The sequence below is a fragment of the Allorhizobium undicola ORS 992 = ATCC 700741 genome, from assembly GCF_000621665.1.
In the GTDB taxonomy this organism is placed as follows: Bacteria; Pseudomonadota; Alphaproteobacteria; order Rhizobiales; family Rhizobiaceae; genus Allorhizobium; species Allorhizobium undicola.
In genome coordinates this window covers 13,895-33,759 of record NZ_JHXQ01000017.1, presented here as the reverse complement: position 1 = coordinate 33,759, position 19,865 = coordinate 13,895, and the positions used below count along the sequence as shown (strand labels likewise).

20 protein-coding genes are annotated in these 19,865 nt (G+C 59.7%); 2 read left to right on the top strand and 18 right to left on the bottom strand.

Features of this window, described 5'->3' with window-relative positions; all coding sequences use genetic code 11:
* Positions 1-67 precede the first annotated feature (67 nt).
* From T424_RS0114570 to T424_RS0114535, 8 genes are all read right to left on the bottom strand, one after another.
* On the bottom strand, positions 68-625 hold the full coding sequence (locus tag T424_RS0114570; protein WP_051559002.1) for a gluconokinase: 558 nt from the start codon (positions 623-625) through the stop codon (positions 68-70).
* Positions 600-1,367, bottom strand: coding sequence for an SDR family oxidoreductase (locus T424_RS0114565; protein WP_027488387.1), 768 nt, complete (start codon positions 1,365-1,367; stop codon positions 600-602). Before T424_RS0114565 ends, T424_RS0114570 begins: the two co-directional genes overlap by 26 nt.
* A gap of 36 nt (positions 1,368-1,403) precedes the next feature.
* Positions 1,404-2,078 carry a 4-carboxy-4-hydroxy-2-oxoadipate aldolase/oxaloacetate decarboxylase gene (locus tag T424_RS0114560; RefSeq protein ID WP_027488386.1) on the bottom strand — a complete coding sequence of 225 codons (675 nt, stop codon included), beginning with the start codon at positions 2,076-2,078 and terminating at the stop codon, positions 1,404-1,406.
* An 85-nt stretch (positions 2,079-2,163) separates the two neighbouring features.
* Positions 2,164-3,000, bottom strand: a complete 837-nt coding sequence (locus tag T424_RS0114555) for an ABC transporter substrate-binding protein (protein ID WP_051559001.1) — start codon at positions 2,998-3,000, stop codon at positions 2,164-2,166.
* A 112-nt stretch (positions 3,001-3,112) separates the two neighbouring features.
* Positions 3,113-3,856: an amino acid ABC transporter ATP-binding protein gene (locus T424_RS0114550; RefSeq protein ID WP_027488384.1), complete on the bottom strand. Its 744-nt coding sequence runs from the start codon at positions 3,854-3,856 to the stop codon at positions 3,113-3,115.
* Positions 3,853-4,614 carry an amino acid ABC transporter permease gene (locus T424_RS0114545; protein WP_027488383.1) on the bottom strand — a complete coding sequence of 254 codons (762 nt, stop codon included), beginning with the start codon at positions 4,612-4,614 and terminating at the stop codon, positions 3,853-3,855. The genes T424_RS0114550 and T424_RS0114545 overlap by 4 nt, the downstream gene beginning before the upstream one ends.
* The gene (locus T424_RS0114540; RefSeq protein WP_027488382.1) at positions 4,611-5,318 is read right to left on the bottom strand and encodes an amino acid ABC transporter permease; all 708 of its coding nucleotides are present in this window, start codon (positions 5,316-5,318) and stop codon (positions 4,611-4,613) included. The genes T424_RS0114545 and T424_RS0114540 overlap by 4 nt, the downstream gene beginning before the upstream one ends.
* Positions 5,315-6,079 (bottom strand): SDR family oxidoreductase, encoded by a 765-nt coding sequence (locus T424_RS0114535; RefSeq protein ID WP_027488381.1) that lies wholly within the window; start codon positions 6,077-6,079, stop codon positions 5,315-5,317. The genes T424_RS0114540 and T424_RS0114535 overlap by 4 nt, the downstream gene beginning before the upstream one ends.
* A gap of 226 nt (positions 6,080-6,305) precedes the next feature.
* Here T424_RS0114535 and nac point away from each other — a divergent pair, with 226 nt between their 5' ends.
* On the top strand, positions 6,306-7,211 hold the full coding sequence (gene nac, locus T424_RS0114530; RefSeq protein ID WP_027488380.1) for a nitrogen assimilation transcriptional regulator NAC: 906 nt from the start codon (positions 6,306-6,308) through the stop codon (positions 7,209-7,211).
* 50 nt (positions 7,212-7,261) lie between these two features.
* Here the strand turns inward: nac and T424_RS0114525 are convergent, their stop codons facing one another.
* Genes T424_RS0114525 through T424_RS0114495 form a run of 7 tightly spaced genes read right to left on the bottom strand, consistent with a single transcriptional unit; the run spans position 7,262 to position 13,201 of the window.
* The gene (locus T424_RS0114525) at positions 7,262-8,464 is read right to left on the bottom strand and encodes a pyridoxal phosphate-dependent aminotransferase (RefSeq protein ID WP_027488379.1); all 1,203 of its coding nucleotides are present in this window, start codon (positions 8,462-8,464) and stop codon (positions 7,262-7,264) included.
* Positions 8,465-8,505: 41 nt separating this feature from the next.
* Positions 8,506-9,273 (bottom strand): 5-oxoprolinase subunit PxpA, encoded by a 768-nt coding sequence (locus T424_RS0114520; protein ID WP_027488378.1) that lies wholly within the window; start codon positions 9,271-9,273, stop codon positions 8,506-8,508.
* A 30-nt stretch (positions 9,274-9,303) separates the two neighbouring features.
* Positions 9,304-10,296: a 5-oxoprolinase subunit C family protein gene (locus tag T424_RS0114515; protein WP_027488377.1), complete on the bottom strand. Its 993-nt coding sequence runs from the start codon at positions 10,294-10,296 to the stop codon at positions 9,304-9,306.
* Complete coding sequence (pxpB, locus tag T424_RS0114510; RefSeq protein WP_027488376.1) at positions 10,293-11,003, bottom strand: 5-oxoprolinase subunit PxpB; 711 nt, start codon at positions 11,001-11,003, stop codon at positions 10,293-10,295. The genes T424_RS0114515 and pxpB overlap by 4 nt, the downstream gene beginning before the upstream one ends.
* On the bottom strand, positions 11,000-11,407 hold the full coding sequence (locus T424_RS0114505) for a hypothetical protein (protein ID WP_027488375.1): 408 nt from the start codon (positions 11,405-11,407) through the stop codon (positions 11,000-11,002). The genes pxpB and T424_RS0114505 overlap by 4 nt, the downstream gene beginning before the upstream one ends.
* Positions 11,400-12,788 (bottom strand): acetyl-CoA carboxylase biotin carboxylase subunit, encoded by a 1,389-nt coding sequence (locus tag T424_RS0114500; protein WP_027488374.1) that lies wholly within the window; start codon positions 12,786-12,788, stop codon positions 11,400-11,402. Before T424_RS0114500 ends, T424_RS0114505 begins: the two co-directional genes overlap by 8 nt.
* Positions 12,785-13,201: an acetyl-CoA carboxylase biotin carboxyl carrier protein gene (locus tag T424_RS0114495; protein WP_027488373.1), complete on the bottom strand. Its 417-nt coding sequence runs from the start codon at positions 13,199-13,201 to the stop codon at positions 12,785-12,787. The genes T424_RS0114500 and T424_RS0114495 overlap by 4 nt, the downstream gene beginning before the upstream one ends.
* Positions 13,202-13,601: 400 nt before the next feature.
* On the opposite strand from T424_RS0114495, the gene T424_RS21805 reads away from it, so the two are divergent.
* A complete protein-coding gene (locus tag T424_RS21805) occupies positions 13,602-14,396 on the top strand; it encodes a helix-turn-helix domain-containing protein (protein WP_161712588.1) in 795 nt (264 codons plus the stop codon).
* Positions 14,397-14,466: 70 nt separating this feature from the next.
* Here T424_RS21805 and T424_RS21080 read toward each other — a convergent pair whose 3' ends face one another.
* From T424_RS21080 to T424_RS0114475, 3 genes are all read right to left on the bottom strand, one after another.
* Positions 14,467-15,069 carry a TetR/AcrR family transcriptional regulator gene (locus T424_RS21080; protein WP_051558999.1) on the bottom strand — a complete coding sequence of 201 codons (603 nt, stop codon included), beginning with the start codon at positions 15,067-15,069 and terminating at the stop codon, positions 14,467-14,469.
* A gap of 318 nt (positions 15,070-15,387) precedes the next feature.
* Positions 15,388-18,444, bottom strand: a complete 3,057-nt coding sequence (locus T424_RS0114480) for an alpha-mannosidase (RefSeq protein ID WP_027488372.1) — start codon at positions 18,442-18,444, stop codon at positions 15,388-15,390.
* An 86-nt stretch (positions 18,445-18,530) separates the two neighbouring features.
* Positions 18,531-19,595, bottom strand: coding sequence for a PAS domain-containing sensor histidine kinase (locus T424_RS0114475; protein ID WP_037067829.1), 1,065 nt, complete (start codon positions 19,593-19,595; stop codon positions 18,531-18,533).
* Between the last annotated feature and the right edge of the window lie 270 nt (positions 19,596-19,865).

Below are 19,865 nucleotides of genomic sequence, written 5' to 3'. Positions count from 1 at the left end.
CAGTCTCCAATTCAGATTTTTACGGCTGCGCGTTCCGCTCAAGCGGGGCGCCGTCTTCAGGAATGGTTTATCGTTTCGCCCGGTTTTTTCTGAGCGCCAGCAGGCTCATGGCCAGGCCGACAATGGATTCGAGCGACTGATTGATGTCGATGGTGACAACGTCGGCCTCGCCATAGGGCAGTTCCAGCGTTGCAAGCTGGCTATCGAGCAGCGAGGCCGGCATATAGTCATGGCTGCGCGCTCCAAGCCTTGCCGAAAGCAAGGCGCGGTCTCCTTGCAGAAACAGAAAGGTGATCGGCAGGCCAGCCAGATCCCGCAGCCGGTCGCGATAGGCGCGCTTCAACGCGGAGCAGGAGATAACCACCGGACGCTGCGCCCCGCCATCGGCAAGTTTTTCGCCAAGCGCGGCAAGCCAGGGCCAGCGGTCTTCATCGGCCAGCGGTGTTCCTGCCCGCATCTTCTCGACATTGGCTGCCGGATGCAGGCTATCGCCCTCGATAAACCTGACATCGAGATATTCGGCGAGGCGCGCACCGACGGAGGATTTGCCGCAACCGGAAACCCCCATCACCACCACTGGCCCCACCGAAAATCCAGCGTCAGAGACTGGTGGTAATTCCGCCATCGACATAGAGCGTGTGTCCGTTCACGAAGGAGGAAGCTTTCGATGCAAGGAACACGGCTGCGCCGACCAGTTCCTCCACATCGCCCCAGCGGCCCGCAGGCGTGCGCTTTTCCAGCCATGCGGAAAATTCAGGATTATCCACCAGCGCCTGATTGAGCGGCGTCTTGAAATATCCCGGTGCAATGGCGTTGATTTGCAGCCCGTATTTCGCCCAATCCGTACACATGCCGCGGGTAAGGTTTTTCACCGCCCCCTTGGTTGCCGTGTAAGGCGCAATGCCCGGACGCGCCAGCTCGCTCTGCACCGACGCGATGTTGACGATCTTGCCGCGTCCGCGCGCAATCATGTGCCGGGCCACGGCCTGACCGACATAAAATACGCTGGAGATATTGGTTTTCAGCAATTGCTCCCAGCGGTCGGCGGGAAAATCCTCAAGCGGCGTGCGAAATTGCATTCCGGCATTGTTGATCAGAATGTCGATGGGGCCGATGTCGCGCTCGATCGCTTCGACACCGGCCTTCACCGCCTCGACTTCCGTAACATCGAAATCAGCCGCCGAAACCGTGGCGCCAGCGGCGCGCAACTGCTCCACGGCCGCCGCAAGCCTGGCCTTGTCGCGACCGTTCAGAACAATTTCAGCGCCGTGAGCGGCAAGTCCTTGCGCCAGCGCAAGGCCAATGCCTTGCGAGGAACCGGTAATCAGGGCGCGCTGTCCCTTCAATGTGAATAATGGAGAGGTCATCGCAACCCTTTTCCTTTATGCTTCGGCCGCAGCCGCTCATTCCTCGACGGTCAGGCCCTTGGCCTTCAGCACGGCTTCGAGCTTCGACACCTCGATGACGGATTTGCCAGCCTTGTAATCGGCTATATATCCGGCCTCGGCATCCTCACGGGCCTGCGACAGACGCGCGACTTCCGCGGCTTCCTCGCGGCGTACGACCACCAGACCATCGGCATCGCCAACGATGAGGTCGCCGGGATGCACCAGTTCGCCACCGATGACGATGCTGTCATTGGTGGAGGTCAGCGTTTCCTTGACGGTGCCCTTGATGCACAGGCTGAGCGAGAAGACCGGAAAGCCAAGGTCACGAAGTTGCAGGCTGTCGCGCACGCCGCTATCGGTCACGAGACCGCCAATGCCCTTGGCAAGGCAGGCATTGGCCAGAACATCGCCAAAGGAACCGGCTTCTTCATATTCACCGGCCGAAACCACGATGATGTCGCCGGGCTGGGCGTAATTGATGGCCAGTTGCAGCATGATATTGTCACGCGGGGCGCATTTCACGGTAAACGCAGGCCCGCACAGCTTCATGCGGTAATCCACCGGCTTGATGCGGGAAGACAGCGCACCCCGGCGCCCCTGGGCTTCGTGAATGGTGGCGGGCGAAAACTTCGAGAGCGCCTCAACGTCGGCCTTGGACGGACGAACGGGAATTTTCTTGATGTGGGCCATGTTTCCTCGCAGGTTATGGTTCGGGCGGGCAAATCTGCCCGCCACGTCAGTCGCGTGATGTTGAAAAGAGAGATAGAAGGACCGATCAGGGGATCGGATCGAACTTCAGTTCGGACAACGGCACGACCTTGTCGGTGCGCGTCATCTTGTATTCGGTGTTCGGGCCAAGCCACTTGTCCCAGATCTGGTTCAGCTCGCCGGAGGTGTCGAGCTTGCGCAGCACCTCGTTGACCTTCGCCGTCAGCGCAGGCTGGTCCTTTGCCATGCCGATGCCGATCGGCTGATAGAGCATGGGATCGGGGATCATCCGCATTTCCTTGCCCTTGGTCTTGGATTCATTGACCAGCTTGGTCGTGGTCATGGTGTTGGCCACCATGCCGCGCGCCTTGCCCTGCTGCACGGCCAGATAGGCGGACGCCGTATCCTGGAAGGTCAGCGGCTCGGACTTGTTGAGCTTGATCGACATTTCGGAGGTCGAGCCCTTGGTGGAGGCAATGCGCTGGCCAACATAATCGGCCTTGGCCTTGCCGGCATCATCAGCCGGAACGATCAGCATTTCCTTGGCGAGATAGTAGGGGTCGGAAAACTGGATCTGCTCGGCGCGGCTCTGGGTATAGGCAAGATTGGCGACGGTAATATCGACGCGGCCAAGCTTGACTTCAGGAACACGGGCTTCGACGGAAACCGGCTTCACTTCGGCCTTCACACCCATTTCGCGGGCAATCGCGTTGCAGAGGTCGACGTCGAATCCGACCATTTCACGGGTTTTCACATCCGGCGAGGCAAAGGGCGGCACGTCGGCAAAGGTTGCGCAACGCAGCGTCTTGTTGGCCTGAATATCGCTGAGGACATCGGCCTTTGCGGCTGGAACGAGAGCTGATGCGGCAAGCAGGCCGGCGATGATGATGGACTTGCACTTCACGACTGTTCTCCTTGATTATTGTTGGTACTTATTCCCGAAGGCGCCCCTGTCCCGGTGACGGACGCCCCCTCCTCGCCGCCCGCTGCCGGGAGGCGCCCTTGGTAATGATCCCTCAGTGACGCAGATCCGACAGGAAACGCTGCGCACGCGGATGCTGGGGATTGGTGAAAAACTCTTCCGGCTTTGCCGTTTCGATAATCTGGCCCGCATCGATGAACCAGATGCGGTCCGCCACTTCGCGGGCAAAGCCCATTTCATGGGTTACGCACATCATCGTCATGCCATCGGCGGCAAGCGATTTCATCACTGCCAGAACCTCGCCAACCATTTCGGGGTCAAGGGCGGAGGTGGGCTCATCGAAAAGCATGACCGGCGGCTCCATGGCCAGCGCACGGGCAATGGCCACGCGCTGTTGCTGACCGCCGGAAAGCTGCCCCGGATAGGCATTGGCCTTTTCGGCCAACCCGACGCGGGCAAGCAGCTTGATTGCCTTGTCATGGGCTTCCGCCGGATTGACGCCCTTCACCTTGACCGGCGACATGGAGACATTTTCCACCACCGAAAGATGCGGAAAGAGATTGAAGTTCTGGAAAACGAAGCCGATGCGGCTGCGCAAATGGTTGAGGTCACGACCCTTCATCGGAGCGTGAATATCCTGCCCTTCGAAGAAAATCGAGCCTTCGCTGATTTCCTCCAGCCGGTTGACGGTGCGGATCAGCGTGGACTTGCCGGAGCCGGACGGGCCACAGATCACCACCACTTCGCCGCGGGCGACCGTTGCATTGATGCCCTTCAGCACCTCGAAATCGCCATAGGTCTTCTTGACGTCGGAAATCTTGATCGCGGGTTCGGTCATGGCTGCGGCTCCGCAACGTGAGTGGTGAAGGACTGGACGCCGCCCCGGCGCTTGGGCCCAAGGCCCGCGCGACGGCGGGTGATGCGCCGCTCGACGAAATGGGTGAACCAGGTCAGCGACCAGCACAGGATGTAATAGGTAAGCGCCAGTATAAGGAAGACCTGAAATGGCTGGGTCAGCAACTGATTATTGACCTGGCTTGCGGCAAAGGTCAGATCCGGCACGTTGATGACATAGCCAAGCGTTGTATCCTTGATGGTTGCCACGAAGGTGGACAGCATACTCGGGATCATGTTGTAGAGCGCCTGCGGCAGGATGACGTAACGCATGGCACTGAAATAGCCATGTCCCAGCGCGCGGGCGGCATCCATCTGGCCCTGCCCGAGAGCAACGATACCGGCCCGGACGATTTCACTGAGAAACGCGCCCTGATAGATCACCAGCGTCACCAGCATGGTGACAAAGCTCGGAACATCGGCGCCCGTCAGCAATGGCACGAGGAAATAGCACCACAGAATAAGCATCAGAAGCGGCACGCCACGGGTCACATAGACCAGCACGGTTGCCGGATAGCGAAGAAGGCGCAGGCGGGACAACCGCGCGAAGGCCAGCAGGATCGACACCGGAAAGGCAAGCGTGATGGCAAGCGCCGAGAGAATGAGCGTATTGGCAAGACCGCCGAGGGGGCCGTTGGGATATTGGCCGATGAGCAGCAGCAGCCAGTACTGGTCGATGATGGAAAGGAGGTCGTGAATCATCGTCTCGCTCCATTCGCCGGATCGGCCCGCCAGGTCAGATAGGCGCCAAGCCCCATGATGATGAGCGACAACAGCAGATAAACCACCGTTCCGACCAGATAGATTTCGAACGTCCGGAAGCTGAGATTTTCGATCTCCTTGATCGCATGGCTCAATTCCGGCGCACCGATGACGATGGCAAGGCTGCTGTTCTTGAAGAGCGATACGCTGTGATTGACCAGCGCAGGCAGGGCATTGCGAATGCCTTGCGGGATCAGCACATAGCGCATGGCCGATATATAGCCATGACCCAGGGCGCGCGCCGCTTCCATCTGTCCCGGCCCGACTGCACGCAGGCCAGAGCGCATGTCTTCACTGAAATAGGCCGCCTGACACAGACCAAGCCCCAGCACGGCAAAGGCCATTTCAGCCGAGTGATTGGCAAGCCAGTCTGCGAATGCTCCCGGCAGAATGGTGTATATGCCGAAATACCACAGCATGAGCTGCACCAGCGTCGGCACGTTGCGGTGATAGGAAACATAACCCGCCACCAGCCGGTTGCCCACCGGCCCCGGCGAAAAGCGCAGGGCCAGAAGCAGGAGAGCCAGCGTCATTGCCAGAAGCCACGAGCCAATGGCGATGATGAAGGTCATCTCAAGCCCATGCACAAGCATGGAAACGTATTCCGGATTGCCCAGAATGACGCCGAGATCGAAACCTTTCACGAGCGCCCCTCCCCGGATGGCGTTTGCGGACGGGCCGTCTGCAAGCCGCCCATCACCTGCAAGGTGGGCGTGATTTCCATGTGCCCGATATTGACGGCAACCGGCGCGGCAATGGCAAAGGCGATGGCATCGGCAATATCGGACGCCTGCGGCAGCTCGAAACCGTCGATGAAGCGCTCGCGCACCGAAGGATCGTCGCCGTGGACATGGTTGAAGATGTCGGTTGCCACCCGGCCGGGGCAAACTTCCGTGACGCGGACACGCTTGCCGAAAGTATCGATGCGAAGCTGGTTGGACAGCATGGCAATCCCGGCCTTGGTGGCATGATAGGTGGAATTGCCGCCGAAATTATAGTTGCCGGCAATGGAGGTGATGTTGATGACGTGGCCGCGATCACGCGCCGCCATGCCCGGCACCACCATGCGGCAAAGATGCAGCACCGCCCGCAGGTTCACATCCACCAGAAGATCGATGTCGCCATCTTCGGCTTCGAGAAATTTTTTCGGCTTATCGACGCCGGCATTGTTGACGAGAATATCGAAATCGACCCGGCTCGTCAGCGCCTGAAGGGCGGCACGATCGGTCACGTCGATGACATGGGGAATGCATCCGGTCCGTTCAGCCAGCTCGTTCAAGGCAGCCCCGCTGCGGGCAATTGCATGAACCTCGATATTCTCCCGGCAAAGCCGTTCGACGATTGCCGCGCCGATCCCGCCGGATGCGCCGGTGACGAGAGCTGTCCTGTAATCTGAGAAAGCCATTTTATTCCCCTTGTCTGTGTAAACAAGATTAGCGGAGCTTAAACGCTCTGCCTAAGACGGATTGAATCTGGATGGATAAGAAACCCCTATGGAGTGCCGATGCAGCGTGCGGCCCGGAAAAGAGAATTTGACCCTTCCGCTATTCAAACCCTGAAAAGATGGAGGTTTTGGCTTGCAAAGGCGCAAGCGACTTGCCAGACTCCGCCGGTAAAAAGGATTGCATGGCATGGATATTCGGCGTCTCAGATCATTCATCGTTATAGTCGATACCGGCAGCATTACCCGCGCGGCAGATGTTCTGCACATCGCCCAGCCCGCGCTCAGCCAGCAATTGGCGCAGCTTGAGGATCATTTCCAGCAAAAGCTTCTCCTGCGCAGCCAGCAAGGCGTGAGCATGACGGAAGCTGGCCGGGCCGTTTACCGCCATGCCCAAACGATCCTGCGGCAGATGGACCTTGCGCAAGCGGCGGTAAAGGCGGCGGGAGAAACGCTTGTCGGGCGTGTTTCGGTGGGCCTTGTGCCGTTCAGCAGCGCCGCCACGCTTTCAGCCGATCTTCTCATCGAAACCCGCAAACGCCATCCCGGCATATTGCTGCATCTGACGGAAAGCGTGGGGCAGACCTATAGCCAGATGATCATGAACGGACGGCTGGAAATGGCCCTCATCCACGGCACCGGCCCCATCAAGGGCGTGCGATTCGAGCCGCTCTTTACCGAGGATTTCTATCTGGTCGCCCACCGAGACTTCGGCATAGAGGAAAGCAGCCAGCCCCTGCCGGTTTCCGCCATCAACGATCTGCCGCTGCTTTTGCCGCCGCCCTACAATTTCGTGCGCCGGGCGGTGGACCTTGCCTTCAGCCGGGCACGCCTGTCGCTGAATGTCGTGGCGGAAGTGGAAATCGTGCGCACGCTGGCGCGCGTCGTCAATACCGGTACGGCCGCGACGATCATGCCGAAAGCGATTGCCGAGCGGGTTCTCAGCGAATCGTCCGAACCGCTGGTCCTCAGGGCCATAACACCCAAGATCGAGGAAACCCTTTCGCTCTGCGTCTCCGACCAGAGCGAGCTTTCAGAGCCCGCCCTCGCCGTCAAATCCATCCTGCTGGAGCTGACGGCAAGATTGAAGGCGTGATGCACGGCCACGTCCAAAATCATTTCGGACACGGCCTTGCTGGTCCTGCTTCAGCTCAAATCCGCGCAGAACTGATGGATACGGTCGCAGGCCTCTTCCAGCCGATCCATGCTGGTCGCGTAGGAAATGCGGAAGTAAGGGCTCATGCCATAGGCGGCACCCTGCACCGTCGTCACATGCTGTTCGTCCAACAGCGCCAGCACGAAATCCGTGTCGGTTTCGATCTTTCGGCCACCCTTCGTTGTTTTGCCAAGCACACCGGCGATATTGGGGAAGACGTAGAAGGCGCCTTCCGGCTTGTGGCAACGAATGCCCGGAATCCGGTTCAGCCGGTCCACCACGAAATCGCGGCGCTGGCGATAGACTTCGGCGCGTTCCTTGAGAAGATCCTGTGGACCATCCAGAACGGCGGCAACGGCAGCCTGGGTAATGGTGGAGGTGCCGCCGCAATTCTGGCCGTTGACATTGCTGACGGCCTGAATGAGATCACGAGGACCACCGCACCAGCCAAGCCGCCAGCCAGTCATGGCATAGGCCTTGGATGCGCCATTCACCGTCAGGGTGCGATCGTAAAGGCGCGGCTCCACCTCGGCAATGGTGCAGAACTCGAAGTCGTCATAGATCAGATGCTCATACATGTCATCGGTCATGATCCAGACATGCGGATGACGCAGCATCACCTCGGCAATCGCCTGCATTTCCGCCCGCGAGCAGGCCGCACCTGTGGGATTGTTGGGGAAGTTCAAAAACAGCCACTTGGTCTTTGGTGTGATGACCTTTTCGAGATCCTCGGCCCGCAGCTTGAAACCGTTATTCTCCGGGCAATCCACGGCGACCGGCACGGCACCGGCAAACTTCACGATGTCAGCATAGCTGATCCACGAGGGAGACGGGATCACCACCTCGTCACCTGGATTGCAGGTGGCCAGCACGGCGTTGAAGATGATCTGCTTGCCGCCGCCTGAAACGACAATCTGATCCACCGCATAATCAAGCTTGTTGTCGCGTTTGAACTTGCGGCAAATGGCCTCGCGCAATTGCACCGTACCGTCGAGCGGCGGATATTTCGTATCGCCTGCCTGGGCTGCGGCGTGCCCTGCCTCGATGGCATTGAGCGGGGTGGGGAAATCCGGCTCGCCGGAAGACAGGCTGATGACCTTGATGCCCTTGGCAGCAAGGTCACGGGCGCGTTGCGTCATGGCGGCTGAAGCGGAAACGGAAACGTTTTTCAGGCGGTCTGCAATGGCAGGCATGGTCAGGGCTTTCGGTTACGAATGTTCAGGGTGAAAATGGATCAGCTCAGAAGCTGCGAAACAGGCACGACCTCGCCACCGGCGGCGGCGATTTCGGCACGCACCAGCCGCGCCAGCTCAAGCGATCCGGGCGTATCGGAATGCACAAGAATGGAGCGCGCAGGCATGGCAATCACCGTGCCGCAAACGGCCGTGACCGTACCGTCACGCAGAAACTGCCTGACGCGGGCCTTGACGCCAGCCTCGTCCTTGACAAGATCGCCGGGCTTGCCGCGCGGCACAAGCGCGCCACTTGCCTGATAGCCACGGTCTGCCAGAAAAAGCGTAAGCGTTTTCAAGCCCGCGGCCTTTGCGCTGCTCTCGATGATGCTGCCAGCCGTGGCAAAGACGATAAGCGATGGATCGACAAGGCGGATCGCCTCCATCATGGCGCCCGAAAGGGCCTCGCTGCGATTGACCATGTTTCCCATCGCCGCATGGAAGCTGACATGCGACAGCCGCACGCCTTCGGCTCTTGCGATCGCCGAAAGCGCGCCAAGCTGATAGAGAAACTGCTGACGCAGCTCCTCATCGCTGAACGGCAGTTCCCGGCGTCCGAAGCCCTCGCGATCCGGCAGGCCGGGATGGGCGCCCACATCCACGCCACGCGCCTTGGCAAGCCGCACCATACGGGTCATGATCGAGGGATCACCGGCATGAAATCCGCAGGCGATATTGGCGGAGGAAACAACCTCCATCATCGCCTCGTCATCGCAAAGACGGTAGGGGCCGAAGCCTTCGCCCATATCGGAGTTCAGATCGACTTTCATCTCTTTCTCTTTCTTCACGCCAACTCTTCTTCAGGCAAAGGCCGAGAGCGCCTGCAAAAGAAGCGCTCGGGTCTGGCAAATGTCATCGAGATAGGCCGTTATCGCCAGCTCTGCCCGGCGGGCATCGGCATGGGTTGCCGGCACAAAACGCAGGCTGGAGCCAATGCGCGCCTGCGCCAGACGCCAGAGATCGGTTTCAAGCACCCCGGCAATCTTCGGGTATCCGCCTGCCGTATTGGCATCGCTCATCTGGACGATCGGCTCTCCGGCGGGCGGAACCTGAACCACGCCGGGCATGACGCCGTGCGAACGCATTTCCACCACTTCCTTCGGACGTATCGGCTCCCCGCTCAAGCGAAAGCCGGTACGGTCACTGCGGGCAGAAACCTTCCAGGCCTGTGTCCAGAACCGCTCGGCATCGGCGGCAAAGAGATCATGCTCCCCCGCCGGGATAGCCCGAACCGGCAGAACACCATCGGCCACGAGCGGGAAAATATCCGCAAGCGCCTCAAGAGGAGGCGTCACGCCAAAGCCGCCTTTCGGGAAGCCCCCCCCGGCCGATGGCGCAACCGCCAGCCTGTCACCCACAGCCAGAAAGCGCCCGTCCAGCCCGCCAAAGGCGCCGCGCAGCGAGGTGCTGCGCGACCCCATGACCGGCGCCACATCGATGCCGCCTTCAAAACCCAGATAGGCCCGCGCACCATCCTTCGGCGGGTTGAGTTCAAGCTCCTGCCCCGCTTCGGCCCACATTGCCCAGAAAGCGGAAAGCTGCTGCCCGTCCAGTCGTGCCGCGCAATCGGCACCCGCCAGCGAAAACACCATGGGCTCTTCAAAGCGAAGGCGGAAGGGAAAGGTCTGCACCTCAATACCGGCCGCCGAAACATCGTTTCCGACCATGAGATTGGCAATGGAATGCGCCAGCGTGTCCATGGCGCCGCAGGCCGTCACGCCGATCTTGCGATAGCCCGGACGGCCCAGATCCTGCACCGTGTTGAGCGGTCCCGTGGCAAGAATTTCAATCACAGCTCGATCCTTTCCGCGCGAAAGCGCACGATGTCGCCGGGCGCCATGATGGCGGGAGAGGCCGCATGGGGATCGAACATGGTCAGCTCAGCATAGCCGATGGAATTCCAGCCATTCGGGCCGGTCAGAACCGCAACCCCTGTCTGCGCGCCGCCAATGGTCACGCAGCCGCGTGACATGTTCAGCGACGGCACGGTCTTGCGCGGCATGTGGATCCTTGGATCGAGCCCGTGCAGATAGCCAAAGCCCGGCGCGCTGCCCAAAGCGAAAACACGATATGTGCCTTCCGCGTGAATGCGCACCACCTCCCGGTCGGAAAGCCCGCTCAAGGCGCACAAGGCCGGAAGATCGGTTGCATGTTCACCGCCATAGGTCACGGCGATTTCGATTTCGCGACCCGAAAGATCGATGCCCTGTGCTGCCCGCCATTTGTCCTGCAAGGCGCTCACCACCGCTTCGGGATCGTCCGGCGTCTGCTTGAGAATGACGAGAAGATTGGTCATGCCGGGGATGATTTCGGCAACCTCTTCACGCCCCTCAAGCTCGCGCGAGAGCGCCCATATCCGCCGCTGGCCAGGCAGATCGAAGGCGCCGGGCGCTTCGACGAGAAAGGAACGCGCGCCCATGAAGGAGATGCGCGCCAGCGCATCGAGGTCGGGGCTGATATGGCCGGGGCTGGCCAGGGCTTTCGGATTTGAAAGGCTCATGCCAGTGGCTCCAGGGTAAAAAGAGGGGCGCCATAGCCGCAGAGTTCATCAGGCTCAGCCGTGCAGGCGGAGATCCGGCCAGCGGCAGGAGCCGTTACCGGCAGGCGCAAAGGGCCGACGACGATATGGCCCAGCATGGCGCTCGCCTGAACATCGCCGGGAAAAACAAGATCGGCCTGCACACGGAAGCGCCCGGCAAAGGGAGCGTTGATGGAAAGGGCTGCGAGCGGTGAACGGACGGCAGCCTGCTGGGCGCCAAGGACAATCGCCACGCTTTGCCCATCTGCCGTTTCGATTTCCAGCTCGCCTGCGCCGGAGGCCTCAAGCCATGAGGTCAATTGGGCAATGAGCGCCGGATCGGCAAGATCGCCCAGTGTATTGCGGGGTCTGGAACGGTCACGCATGGGCGGGAAAGCCTTCCTTCAGCCGTTTTTCAAGGTGGTGAATAGTGACGGCACCGGCCACGAAATCCGGATCGTTGAAGATTTTGACATGCAGCGGCAGATTGGTCGAAATCCCCTCGATACGGGTTTCGGCCAACGCCTTGCGCATCAGCGTGATCGCCTCTTCGCGCGTTGGCGCGTGCACGATCAGCTTGGCAATCAGCGAGTCGTAATAGGCTGGCACCCGGTAGCCGTCATACACATGCGTATCCACCCTGATGCCCGGACCTTCCGGAAAGCGGGCCAGCGTGATGCGCCCCGGAGACGCCGCGAAGCTCTCCGGATCCTCGGCATTGATGCGGCATTCGAAAGCGTGGCCGCTTGCCGTTCCGCTAAAGGCCGCAATGTCGATTGCCTCGCCCTGCGCCACCTTCAATTGCTCATGAACAAGATCAACACCCGCCGTTTCCTCCGTCACGGGATGTTCCACCTGAAGGCGGGTATTCATCTCGATGAAGAAGAAGGCACCGTTTTCATACAGGAATTCAAAGGTGCCGACGCCGCGATAGCCAATCTGGCGGCAGGCTTCGGCGCAGCGTTCGCCGGTTGCCGCCGCCAATGCCGGATCGATGCCGGGGGCCGGAGCCTCTTCGACCACCTTCTGGTGGCGGCGTTGCAGCGAACAATCGCGGTGCCCGACCCAAACCGCATTGCCATGCTCATCGCACAGCACCTGAAACTCCACATGCCGGGGCTTTTCCAGGAATTTCTCCATATAAAGTTCAGGCTTGCCGAAGGCACGGCGCGCTTCCTCGCGCGTCAGAGACACGGCCTCGGCAATTTCCGCCGAAGAGCGCACCACGCGCATTCCCCGACCGCCTCCGCCGCCCGCCGCCTTGATGATAACGGGATAACCGATCTCCTCGGCCAGCGCGGCAATAACGCCCACATCATCCGGCAAGGGTTCGCCCGGCCCCGGCACGCAAGGAACACCCGCTGCCAGCATGGCCCGCTTGGCAGCAATCTTGTCGCCCATGATGCGGATGGCCGAGGCCGGGGGACCGATGAAAACCAGTCCGGCCTTTTCCAGCGCTGCGGCAAAATCGGCGTTTTCCGAGAGGAAGCCATAACCGGGATGGACGGCGCCTGCGCCGCTGACCCGTGCCGCGAGAATAACGGCTGCCTGATTGAGATAGCTCTTGGAAGCCGTTGACGGCCCGATGCACAAGGGCCCACCCTCTGCCAGTGAGGGCGCCTCCGCCGCATCCGCCTGCGAGGCAATCGGCACCGGCGTCAGCCCCATTTCCAGGCAGGCGCGCTTTACGCGAGCGGCAATTTCACCGCGATTGGCGATCAACACCGAGGAAAAGCGGCGCTCCGAAGCAAGGCTTTTGCCGCTCATGTCTCGATCTCCAGAAGAATGTCACCGGCGGCAATATCGGCCCCATCGGCGAAATGACAGCGGCCAATGCGTCCTGAAACGGGGGCGGGAACGGTGGTGAAAACTTTCATCGCCTCCAGCACGCAGAGCCCCTGCCCCGCTTCTACCCTGTCACCGGGCTGGACCAGCGCTGGCGCGCCGGGGCTGGCCGCCTTGTGAACAATGCCGGAAACCGGTGAGCGCACCATGACAGCCTGCTCGGACGGGACCGTCGTCGAGCCGGCCTGCGGCGCAGGAGAAGACGGAAAGGCCGCATCTGCCGAGGGCTTTCTGTTGCGGATAACCACCGTCGTTCCAGCCTGGGCAACCCGCAACTCAGCGAGCTGAGACTGGCCCACATAATCCATTAATATCTTGATCTTGTTCAGATCCATAGCTTTCCCCGAAACCGTGACCGCACCCTGGAGATGCAGTTCCGCGCCGACGCCGGCCGGTCTTGATGGGAAAAGTCTTACACAACGCCGCCGCCAATGGGGGCAAACAAAGTTTATATGTCATGGGCCGTTCTCTCACGCGCTTGCACGCCTTGCGACGCTGGTTATCTGATTTGTGATTTATCAAATTCGGCGTTAGCCCCAAGATTGCTATTGCACTGGGTGCAAAAAAATCCGTTATATGTTCCCTTATGCGGAGGGGCCGCATTTCTGCTCACACCTACCGAATCGCCCAGGGGCATCGCGACCGGAAAATATGCAAACCAATCAACGACACGCAGACATCGCACTGAATGACGGAGAGGATTTCGAGAAGATCCCGGCTCATGTAGGATGCCATATGAAAACGCCGACGGGATTGGCGCTCAGCCTTGACCCGGCATTGAACCAGTTCAAGCTTCGAACAGATTGCACCGTCTGCACCGTCACGCTGCAAAACAAACGCAAGCTGACGCCCGCCTTCAGCGAGGCACAACATGGCTTTCAGGAGCTGCCCGGCAGCATAGGATTACAGCTTGCAACGGCCGATAGCGCCATAAACATCTGCAATCAGGGCAGCAAGGTCGTGGTTCTTTTCCGGCCCCGAAAACTGGAAGAGCTGGCCCAGCAAACGGAACAGAAAACGAGCAAGCTGCTCTGCCCGCCCGTCACGCGCATGATCGACAGGCGGGCACAATGGATAGCGCTCGGCATTCGCGAGGAGCTGGAATCCATCTCGCCCAGCCTGCTGGCGGTTGACGCATCGCTCACCATTCTGGCCTTGCATGTCGTTCGGACCTATTCTGGACCGTCTTGCACCTTCGCAGCGGGGCGTGCTCGGCTCTCCAAGCGTACCATACAGCATTTGCAGGATTTTCTTCTGGAACATCTTGATGAAAATGTCAGTCTCGAGCGACTGGCACGAGAAGCGGACATGTCGGTAAGCCATTTTCTGCGGGCGTTTTCATCCAGCTTCGGCCAGACACCTCATCAATATGTCATCGAGTTGCGGCTGAAAAAGGCGGAGCAACTGCTGACAACAACCTCGATCCCCATCGGGGAAATCGCCTATCTCACCGGTTTTGCCAGTCAGAGCCACCTGACGACAACCATGAAGAGGCGCATGTCGGTGACGCCAAGGGAAATGCGCGGATAGAGCGTCATCAAACCGGAGCGAAACGAAAACCGACAGGATTACGCTTCAGGAATAAAACCTTGGGAGCCCGCTATCTGCGCAGCGCATCCGGCAACATCGCGGCAAGCTGGTCGAGGCAATCGCTGAACCGGCCTTCGCCTTTTCGCGCCGTCCACCGATCCACCGAAAGCCGCAACAGGCCAGCCGTTGACATGGCGCAAAGGATCAGCCGATCGTCGGTTTCGCGGCCGCCCCAGCCCTGCCGCAGGGCGGTCAAAATCGCCTGCTCGAAACGTGAATAATATCCATAGCGCCCGCTCGCCAGAGCGGGATCGCGGCGGAACATCTGCACCATCGCCTGAATATCAGCGGGTCTGGCCGCCTCCGTAACCTGACCAAGAACGGCAATCACCGCTTGAAATGGCGTTTCAACAGCACTTCTTGCCGCGATTTTCGAGGCGATGCCGCTCGCATATTGGTCCATGCGGGCAAAGAGTATTTCGTCCTTGCGGCTGAAATGATTGAAAACACTGCGCCGGGACACATCCGCAGCCTTGGCGATGTCCTCCATCGTGGTTTCGCCATAACCATTCGACAGGAACAGGTTCCAGGCGGCGGTAACGATACGTTCGATCGTTTCCTGCCTTTTTCGCTCGCGTCCATCCGGGGCCGGCGGCGTCGACGCCTCTGCCATATCTCATCCTTCAGCCATACAGTCGCCTGCATGAATTGCAGTTAGTGCAATATTGAAGGTATTTCAATCATGTCGCATTTAATCTCCCGCAAAGGCTGTGATGGTAACGCTATCCTTTCCACAAATTTTCGTTACCATGGCCGATGTGCCACAGACGGCTCCTGCTCCCGCCCATGGCAGCGGAAGGCAATTCACCAGAATGACTATCCCCCGCTTAAACCGTGTCGCGAACTTTCAGCTTCGCCCCTATCGCTTTAAGTCATTGTTTTATCGTATGTCTTTGTTGCAAAGCCGCTGCACAGCTCTGCGCGACATACTTTAGCCGGCTGGGAATATCTTCAGCGTGACAATCTCGAAGCTCTTGAAAACAAGGGGTAGTGGCTGTGATCCATCGCCAAGCGGCACAGGATTTTCTTCCAGCAAATCCACAGCCTCGATCCGCTCTACAGGAAATTCAAAGCGCATTTGCGCCGTTTGCCGCGTGCCGGATACCTCCCAAAGCCGCATGACGATGGCCTGTCCGTCTTCAGCGGGCTTGATCGCCTCAACGGCAATCGCCGGATTATCGACACTGACCATGCTACCGATGCGCTCAAATGCGACAGGCTTAACGCCAAGCGGAAGATTGAAATCCTCCGCCGCCGCATGGACAGCGGCGATGTCGCCGTCATGGACCAGAACGGCATATCCTAGCCTGTGCTCGCCCTGGTCGGCGTCCGGCCAGGGATAGGTGGGCGAGCGCAACAGGGAAAGCCGGATGTCTGCTCCCTTGGCATCATAGCCATATTTGCAGTCATTGAGGAGCGCCACGCCAAAATCGCCCTCGCTTGCACTCACCCAACGCTGCATCACGCATTCATAACGCGCCGCATCCCAGGAGGTATTGCGATGGCTGGCGCGGCGAACATGCCCGAACTGAATTTCAGCCTCGCTGGCCGTGGTGTTGAGCGCCAGCGGAAAGGCTGCCTTCACCAGGCAATGATGTTCGTGCCAGTCGATCCAGGTGTCGAATTCCAGTTGCCGCGCGCCCGCCATCAGTGAAACGATCTGCACGATCCGCGAACTTTCATAGGACCACTCGAAGCGCAGCGCCGCACGCAAGGGACCGCTTTCCACGACCTCGACAGAAACAAGCCGGTCGATTTCGAAGACCTGATCCTCGAAATCATAATCAATGTCCCAGGCATCGAATTCCGCCGGAAAGTCACGGAAAGCCTGCAAGCGGTTGCCGCATTGCCCGCCTTTCAGGGTATTTCGGCCGCTCTTGCGGTCCAGCAGGCCGGTCAGGCGTCCATTTTCGTCGAAATGCGCCTCGATCCAGCCATTGGCGAGCATGGCCGGCGCGGCACGCAATTCGTCCTGCGGCGGCACCGCCTCACCCGGTTGCGGCAGGGCTGAAAATGTGGCCGGAGCGGCATTATCGACCCATGTGAGATCTGCGCGGCGGCCATCCGCCCTCTCGATGGATTGCAGGCCGTGCTGACCGGCAGGCAGTTCCACCACACCGCTGCGCTTGCGCCCCAGAAGGTTGAACACGGATTGGCCCCGTGCCATGCCAGCCAGCAGTTTTTGCTCCAATTCGGCAGCATGTTCGAAAAAGCGTGCATAATCGCGATCGCTATCGTCATAGACCGCGCCGATGGACGAACCGGGCAGAATGTCGTGAAACTGATTGAGCATCACGATGTCCCAAAGCGCGCGCAATTCCTTGAGCGGATAGGCGGCACCGGTCTTCAGCCGCACGAAGACCGCCAAAGCCTCCAGTTCGCGCAGCCGGTTTTCCGCCAGCCGGTTGTTTCTCTTGTTTTTGGCAACGGAGGTAAGCGTACCCCGGTGAAACTCCAGATAAAGTTCGCCGCTCCAGACCGGGAAATTATGCGGTTTCTTCCGCATCTCGTCGATAAGACGCTCGAAGAAAGGCCGCATGAAGCCATGCTCGAGCTTCGGGCAGCCGGGAATGCCCTTCTCCATGCGCCGGATATTGTGCAGCATTTCCCGTGTTGGACCGCCGCCGCCGTCTCCGAAGCCATAAACGAGGAAAAGATCTCCGCCCGCCGTCTGCTGGCCATAGCGTTTCCAGGTGCCCATGACATGGCTCGGCTTGAGGTTCGGGCAGTAAGTGGTGTTGATCCGCTGGCTTTCATAGGGCTGGGTTGTCAGGAAATAGGCGATTGCCTTCGTTCCATCGATGCCCTCCCAGAAAAACTTCTCGTTCGGCAGGCGGTTCGTATCGTTCCACGACAGCTTATGGGTCACGAAACTGTCGAGACCGGCCTTCTCCATGATCTGCGGCAGTGCCGCGCTATAGCCGAACGTGTCGGGCAGCCACAGCATATGCGGACGAATGCCGAAGGTGTCCCGGTGATATTGCACGCCATAAAGCACATGGCGCACCAGGGATTCACCGCTTGCAATATTGACATCCGGCTCAAGCCAGAGGGCGCCCTCGATTTCGAAGCGTCCCGCCTGCACCTCACCGCGAATACGCTCGAAGAGTTCAGGATAGTCCTCGGCCAGATAATCCAGCAACACGCATTGATTATACATGAAGCGGTAATCTGGAAATTCCTGCATCAGCGAGAGAGCCGTCGCCATGGAGCGCGCCATCTTCTGGCGTGTTTCACGCACACGCCACAGCCACGCAACATCGATATGCGTATGTCCGGTTGCGGTTATGACCGGCTTTTCCTCGAAATCCTGCGCCGCATAAATGCGCCCGGCAATGGTGCGCGCCCGCTCAAGCGAATCCAGGAAACGCTCCGGCTGAAGGGGCCGGAAATCCACGCTGTTGATCGCCTCGTCAAGGGTGCGCAGGATAAAATGGCGGCGCGGATCGTCGACAGGCAGCAAGCGTGCCACATCGAGCGGCACCTTCATGTCGAAATAGGCTTCCTCGACGGCGGCGTGATGAAGGTGCAACGTCACGGCAAAGCCGATCTGCCGTCGATTTTCGATCGTGCCCACCTCGATCATCAGGTCGTATTTTCTGCCGCCCGCCGCATCGAAATCAATGGGAAATTCGCGGTGATTGGCATCGCCGCCCTGAATGATCCGCCCATTCAGCCTGACAAGGCATTGCGGATCGCTGCGCCCCATGACATCGCCGAAAGCCGCCTCGATCCGCCCGAAAACCCGCTGACCGGTAGCCTCAACTGGCAGTTCCACGGTCCCGGCGAACCAGTAATAGCCATCCGGCTCTCCCCAGAGATGGTCTTGCGTCACCGGCGTCCAGTCCTGGCGATTGCTTGCCACCATGGCCGCCCGCTCATCATGGCTGGCCGCCTTGTAGACCAGCGGCACGGATAGATCGAGCGGCGTAAAAATCCGCTCCGACAAAACCTTGAGAAGATGGTCAAGCTTGCGGATGAGCTTCATGGAAAAAATCCGGATCGATGAGTGCGGCGGGGAACCGGGCGGCCCCGCAGTCAAAACGAAAAGCAAAGACCACTACAGGTCGCACCTTACGCCTTCTGGGTCAATTGACCTGACAGCCGGTAGCGCAGCCCGGAGACCGCAAAGTCGGTTTCAGCGCTACCCCAGAAATAGGCCGGGACCACCCGCCCCGTCAGACGCGAGCCAAATCCGTTGGAGGAAGGCGCCTCGACGGCAGGGCCACCACTTTCAACCCATTCGAAGCTGAACGCATCCTCCGCATCCACCGCCCAAGCAATGGAAACCAGCCCGTCGGGGCTGGACAAGGCGCCGTATTTGAGAGCGTTGGTCGCCAGTTCGTAAACGGCAAGGCTCAGTCCAAGCGCCTGATTGGCCGAGACATCAAGAGCCGGGCCGTGCATCACCACACGTTCGGGGCGATCCAGATGCGCCTCCAGCGCCGTACGCACCACATCTGCGATCAAGGCCTTTTCCGCAACGCTGAACAGCAGGTCCTGCGCCCGGTTAAGCGCCGACATACGATTGCCGATGGCATCCTGCGCCACCTGCACCGATGATGCGTTGCGCAATGTGGATGTGACGATGGCCTTGGTGACAGCCAGGGAGTTCTTTACCCTATGCACAAGTTCATGCTGCAATTCATCCTGCCGCCGGCGGGCCATGACACCGTGGGTGGCATCGAGCGCCACGTTGATCATGCCCGCAATCTCGCCATTTTCATAGAGAGGGCTATAGGAAAAGGTCCAGAAGGTTTCTTCCGGATAGCCATTTCTTGTCATCACCAGGGGCATTTCCTGCGACCATGTGCCCTCACCGGAAAGCGCCTGATTGACGAAAGGCGTGATGGCCTCCCAAACATCTGCCCAGACAAGGCTGGCCGGGCGTCCGAGCGCCGTGTTTTCCTTTGCGCCCAATATGGGGGCGTAGGCGTCGTTATAGAGGAGTGTAAGGTCCGGGCCCCAGAACAGGCAAATCGCATGTTTCTGCCCCAGCATCATCTCGACATAAGACCGCAGGCTCTGCGACCAGCCCTCAATGCTCCCCAGCGGGGTGGATGCCCAATCGTAGGAGGCGATGAGCTGGCCCATTCGCCCTCGTCCAAACTGGGTAATCTGGCCACCCTTTACCTGCATATAGTGCATCCTGCGTGTTCATATTCGGCCCGAGGACCGATCCGGCAAAGGATGCGGGTGCCTCTTCACCGAAATTTCGACTTGGCACTACAAGATCGTGCGTCGAAACGATGCGTCAACCCCGCACGATCCAATAAGACATTGATGCCTGCCATATCACACAGTAAAGCCGCTTGAAAGCAACCGATTTGGGGGCGGCCCCGTCCCGGCCGCCAACCCGTTCTGCGGGTTGACGCCGAGCCGCAGGATTTTCAATTCGTCTCGCCATCC

Coding starts and splice junctions, on each gene's coding strand:
- T424_RS0114570 (WP_051559002.1), bottom strand. CDS start 625: ATGGCGGAATTACCACCAGTCTCTGACGCTGGATTTTCGGTGGGGCCA.
- T424_RS0114565 (WP_027488387.1), bottom strand. CDS start 1,367: ATGACCTCTCCATTATTCACATTGAAGGGACAGCGCGCCCTGATTACC.
- T424_RS0114560 (WP_027488386.1), bottom strand. CDS start 2,078: ATGGCCCACATCAAGAAAATTCCCGTTCGTCCGTCCAAGGCCGACGTT.
- T424_RS0114550 (WP_027488384.1), bottom strand. CDS start 3,856: ATGACCGAACCCGCGATCAAGATTTCCGACGTCAAGAAGACCTATGGC.
- T424_RS0114545 (WP_027488383.1), bottom strand. CDS start 4,614: ATGATTCACGACCTCCTTTCCATCATCGACCAGTACTGGCTGCTGCTG.
- T424_RS0114535 (WP_027488381.1), bottom strand. CDS start 6,079: ATGGCTTTCTCAGATTACAGGACAGCTCTCGTCACCGGCGCATCCGGC.
- nac (WP_027488380.1), top strand. CDS start 6,306: ATGGATATTCGGCGTCTCAGATCATTCATCGTTATAGTCGATACCGGC.
- T424_RS0114525 (WP_027488379.1), bottom strand. CDS start 8,464: ATGCCTGCCATTGCAGACCGCCTGAAAAACGTTTCCGTTTCCGCTTCA.
- T424_RS0114520 (WP_027488378.1), bottom strand. CDS start 9,273: ATGAAAGTCGATCTGAACTCCGATATGGGCGAAGGCTTCGGCCCCTAC.
- pxpB (WP_027488376.1), bottom strand. CDS start 11,003: ATGAGCCTTTCAAATCCGAAAGCCCTGGCCAGCCCCGGCCATATCAGC.
- T424_RS0114505 (WP_027488375.1), bottom strand. CDS start 11,407: ATGCGTGACCGTTCCAGACCCCGCAATACACTGGGCGATCTTGCCGAT.
- T424_RS0114500 (WP_027488374.1), bottom strand. CDS start 12,788: ATGAGCGGCAAAAGCCTTGCTTCGGAGCGCCGCTTTTCCTCGGTGTTG.
- T424_RS0114495 (WP_027488373.1), bottom strand. CDS start 13,201: ATGGATCTGAACAAGATCAAGATATTAATGGATTATGTGGGCCAGTCT.
- T424_RS21805 (WP_161712588.1), top strand. CDS start 13,602: ATGAAAACGCCGACGGGATTGGCGCTCAGCCTTGACCCGGCATTGAAC.
- T424_RS21080 (WP_051558999.1), bottom strand. CDS start 15,069: ATGGCAGAGGCGTCGACGCCGCCGGCCCCGGATGGACGCGAGCGAAAA.
- T424_RS0114480 (WP_027488372.1), bottom strand. CDS start 18,444: ATGAAGCTCATCCGCAAGCTTGACCATCTTCTCAAGGTTTTGTCGGAG.
- T424_RS0114475 (WP_037067829.1), bottom strand. CDS start 19,595: ATGCAGGTAAAGGGTGGCCAGATTACCCAGTTTGGACGAGGGCGAATG.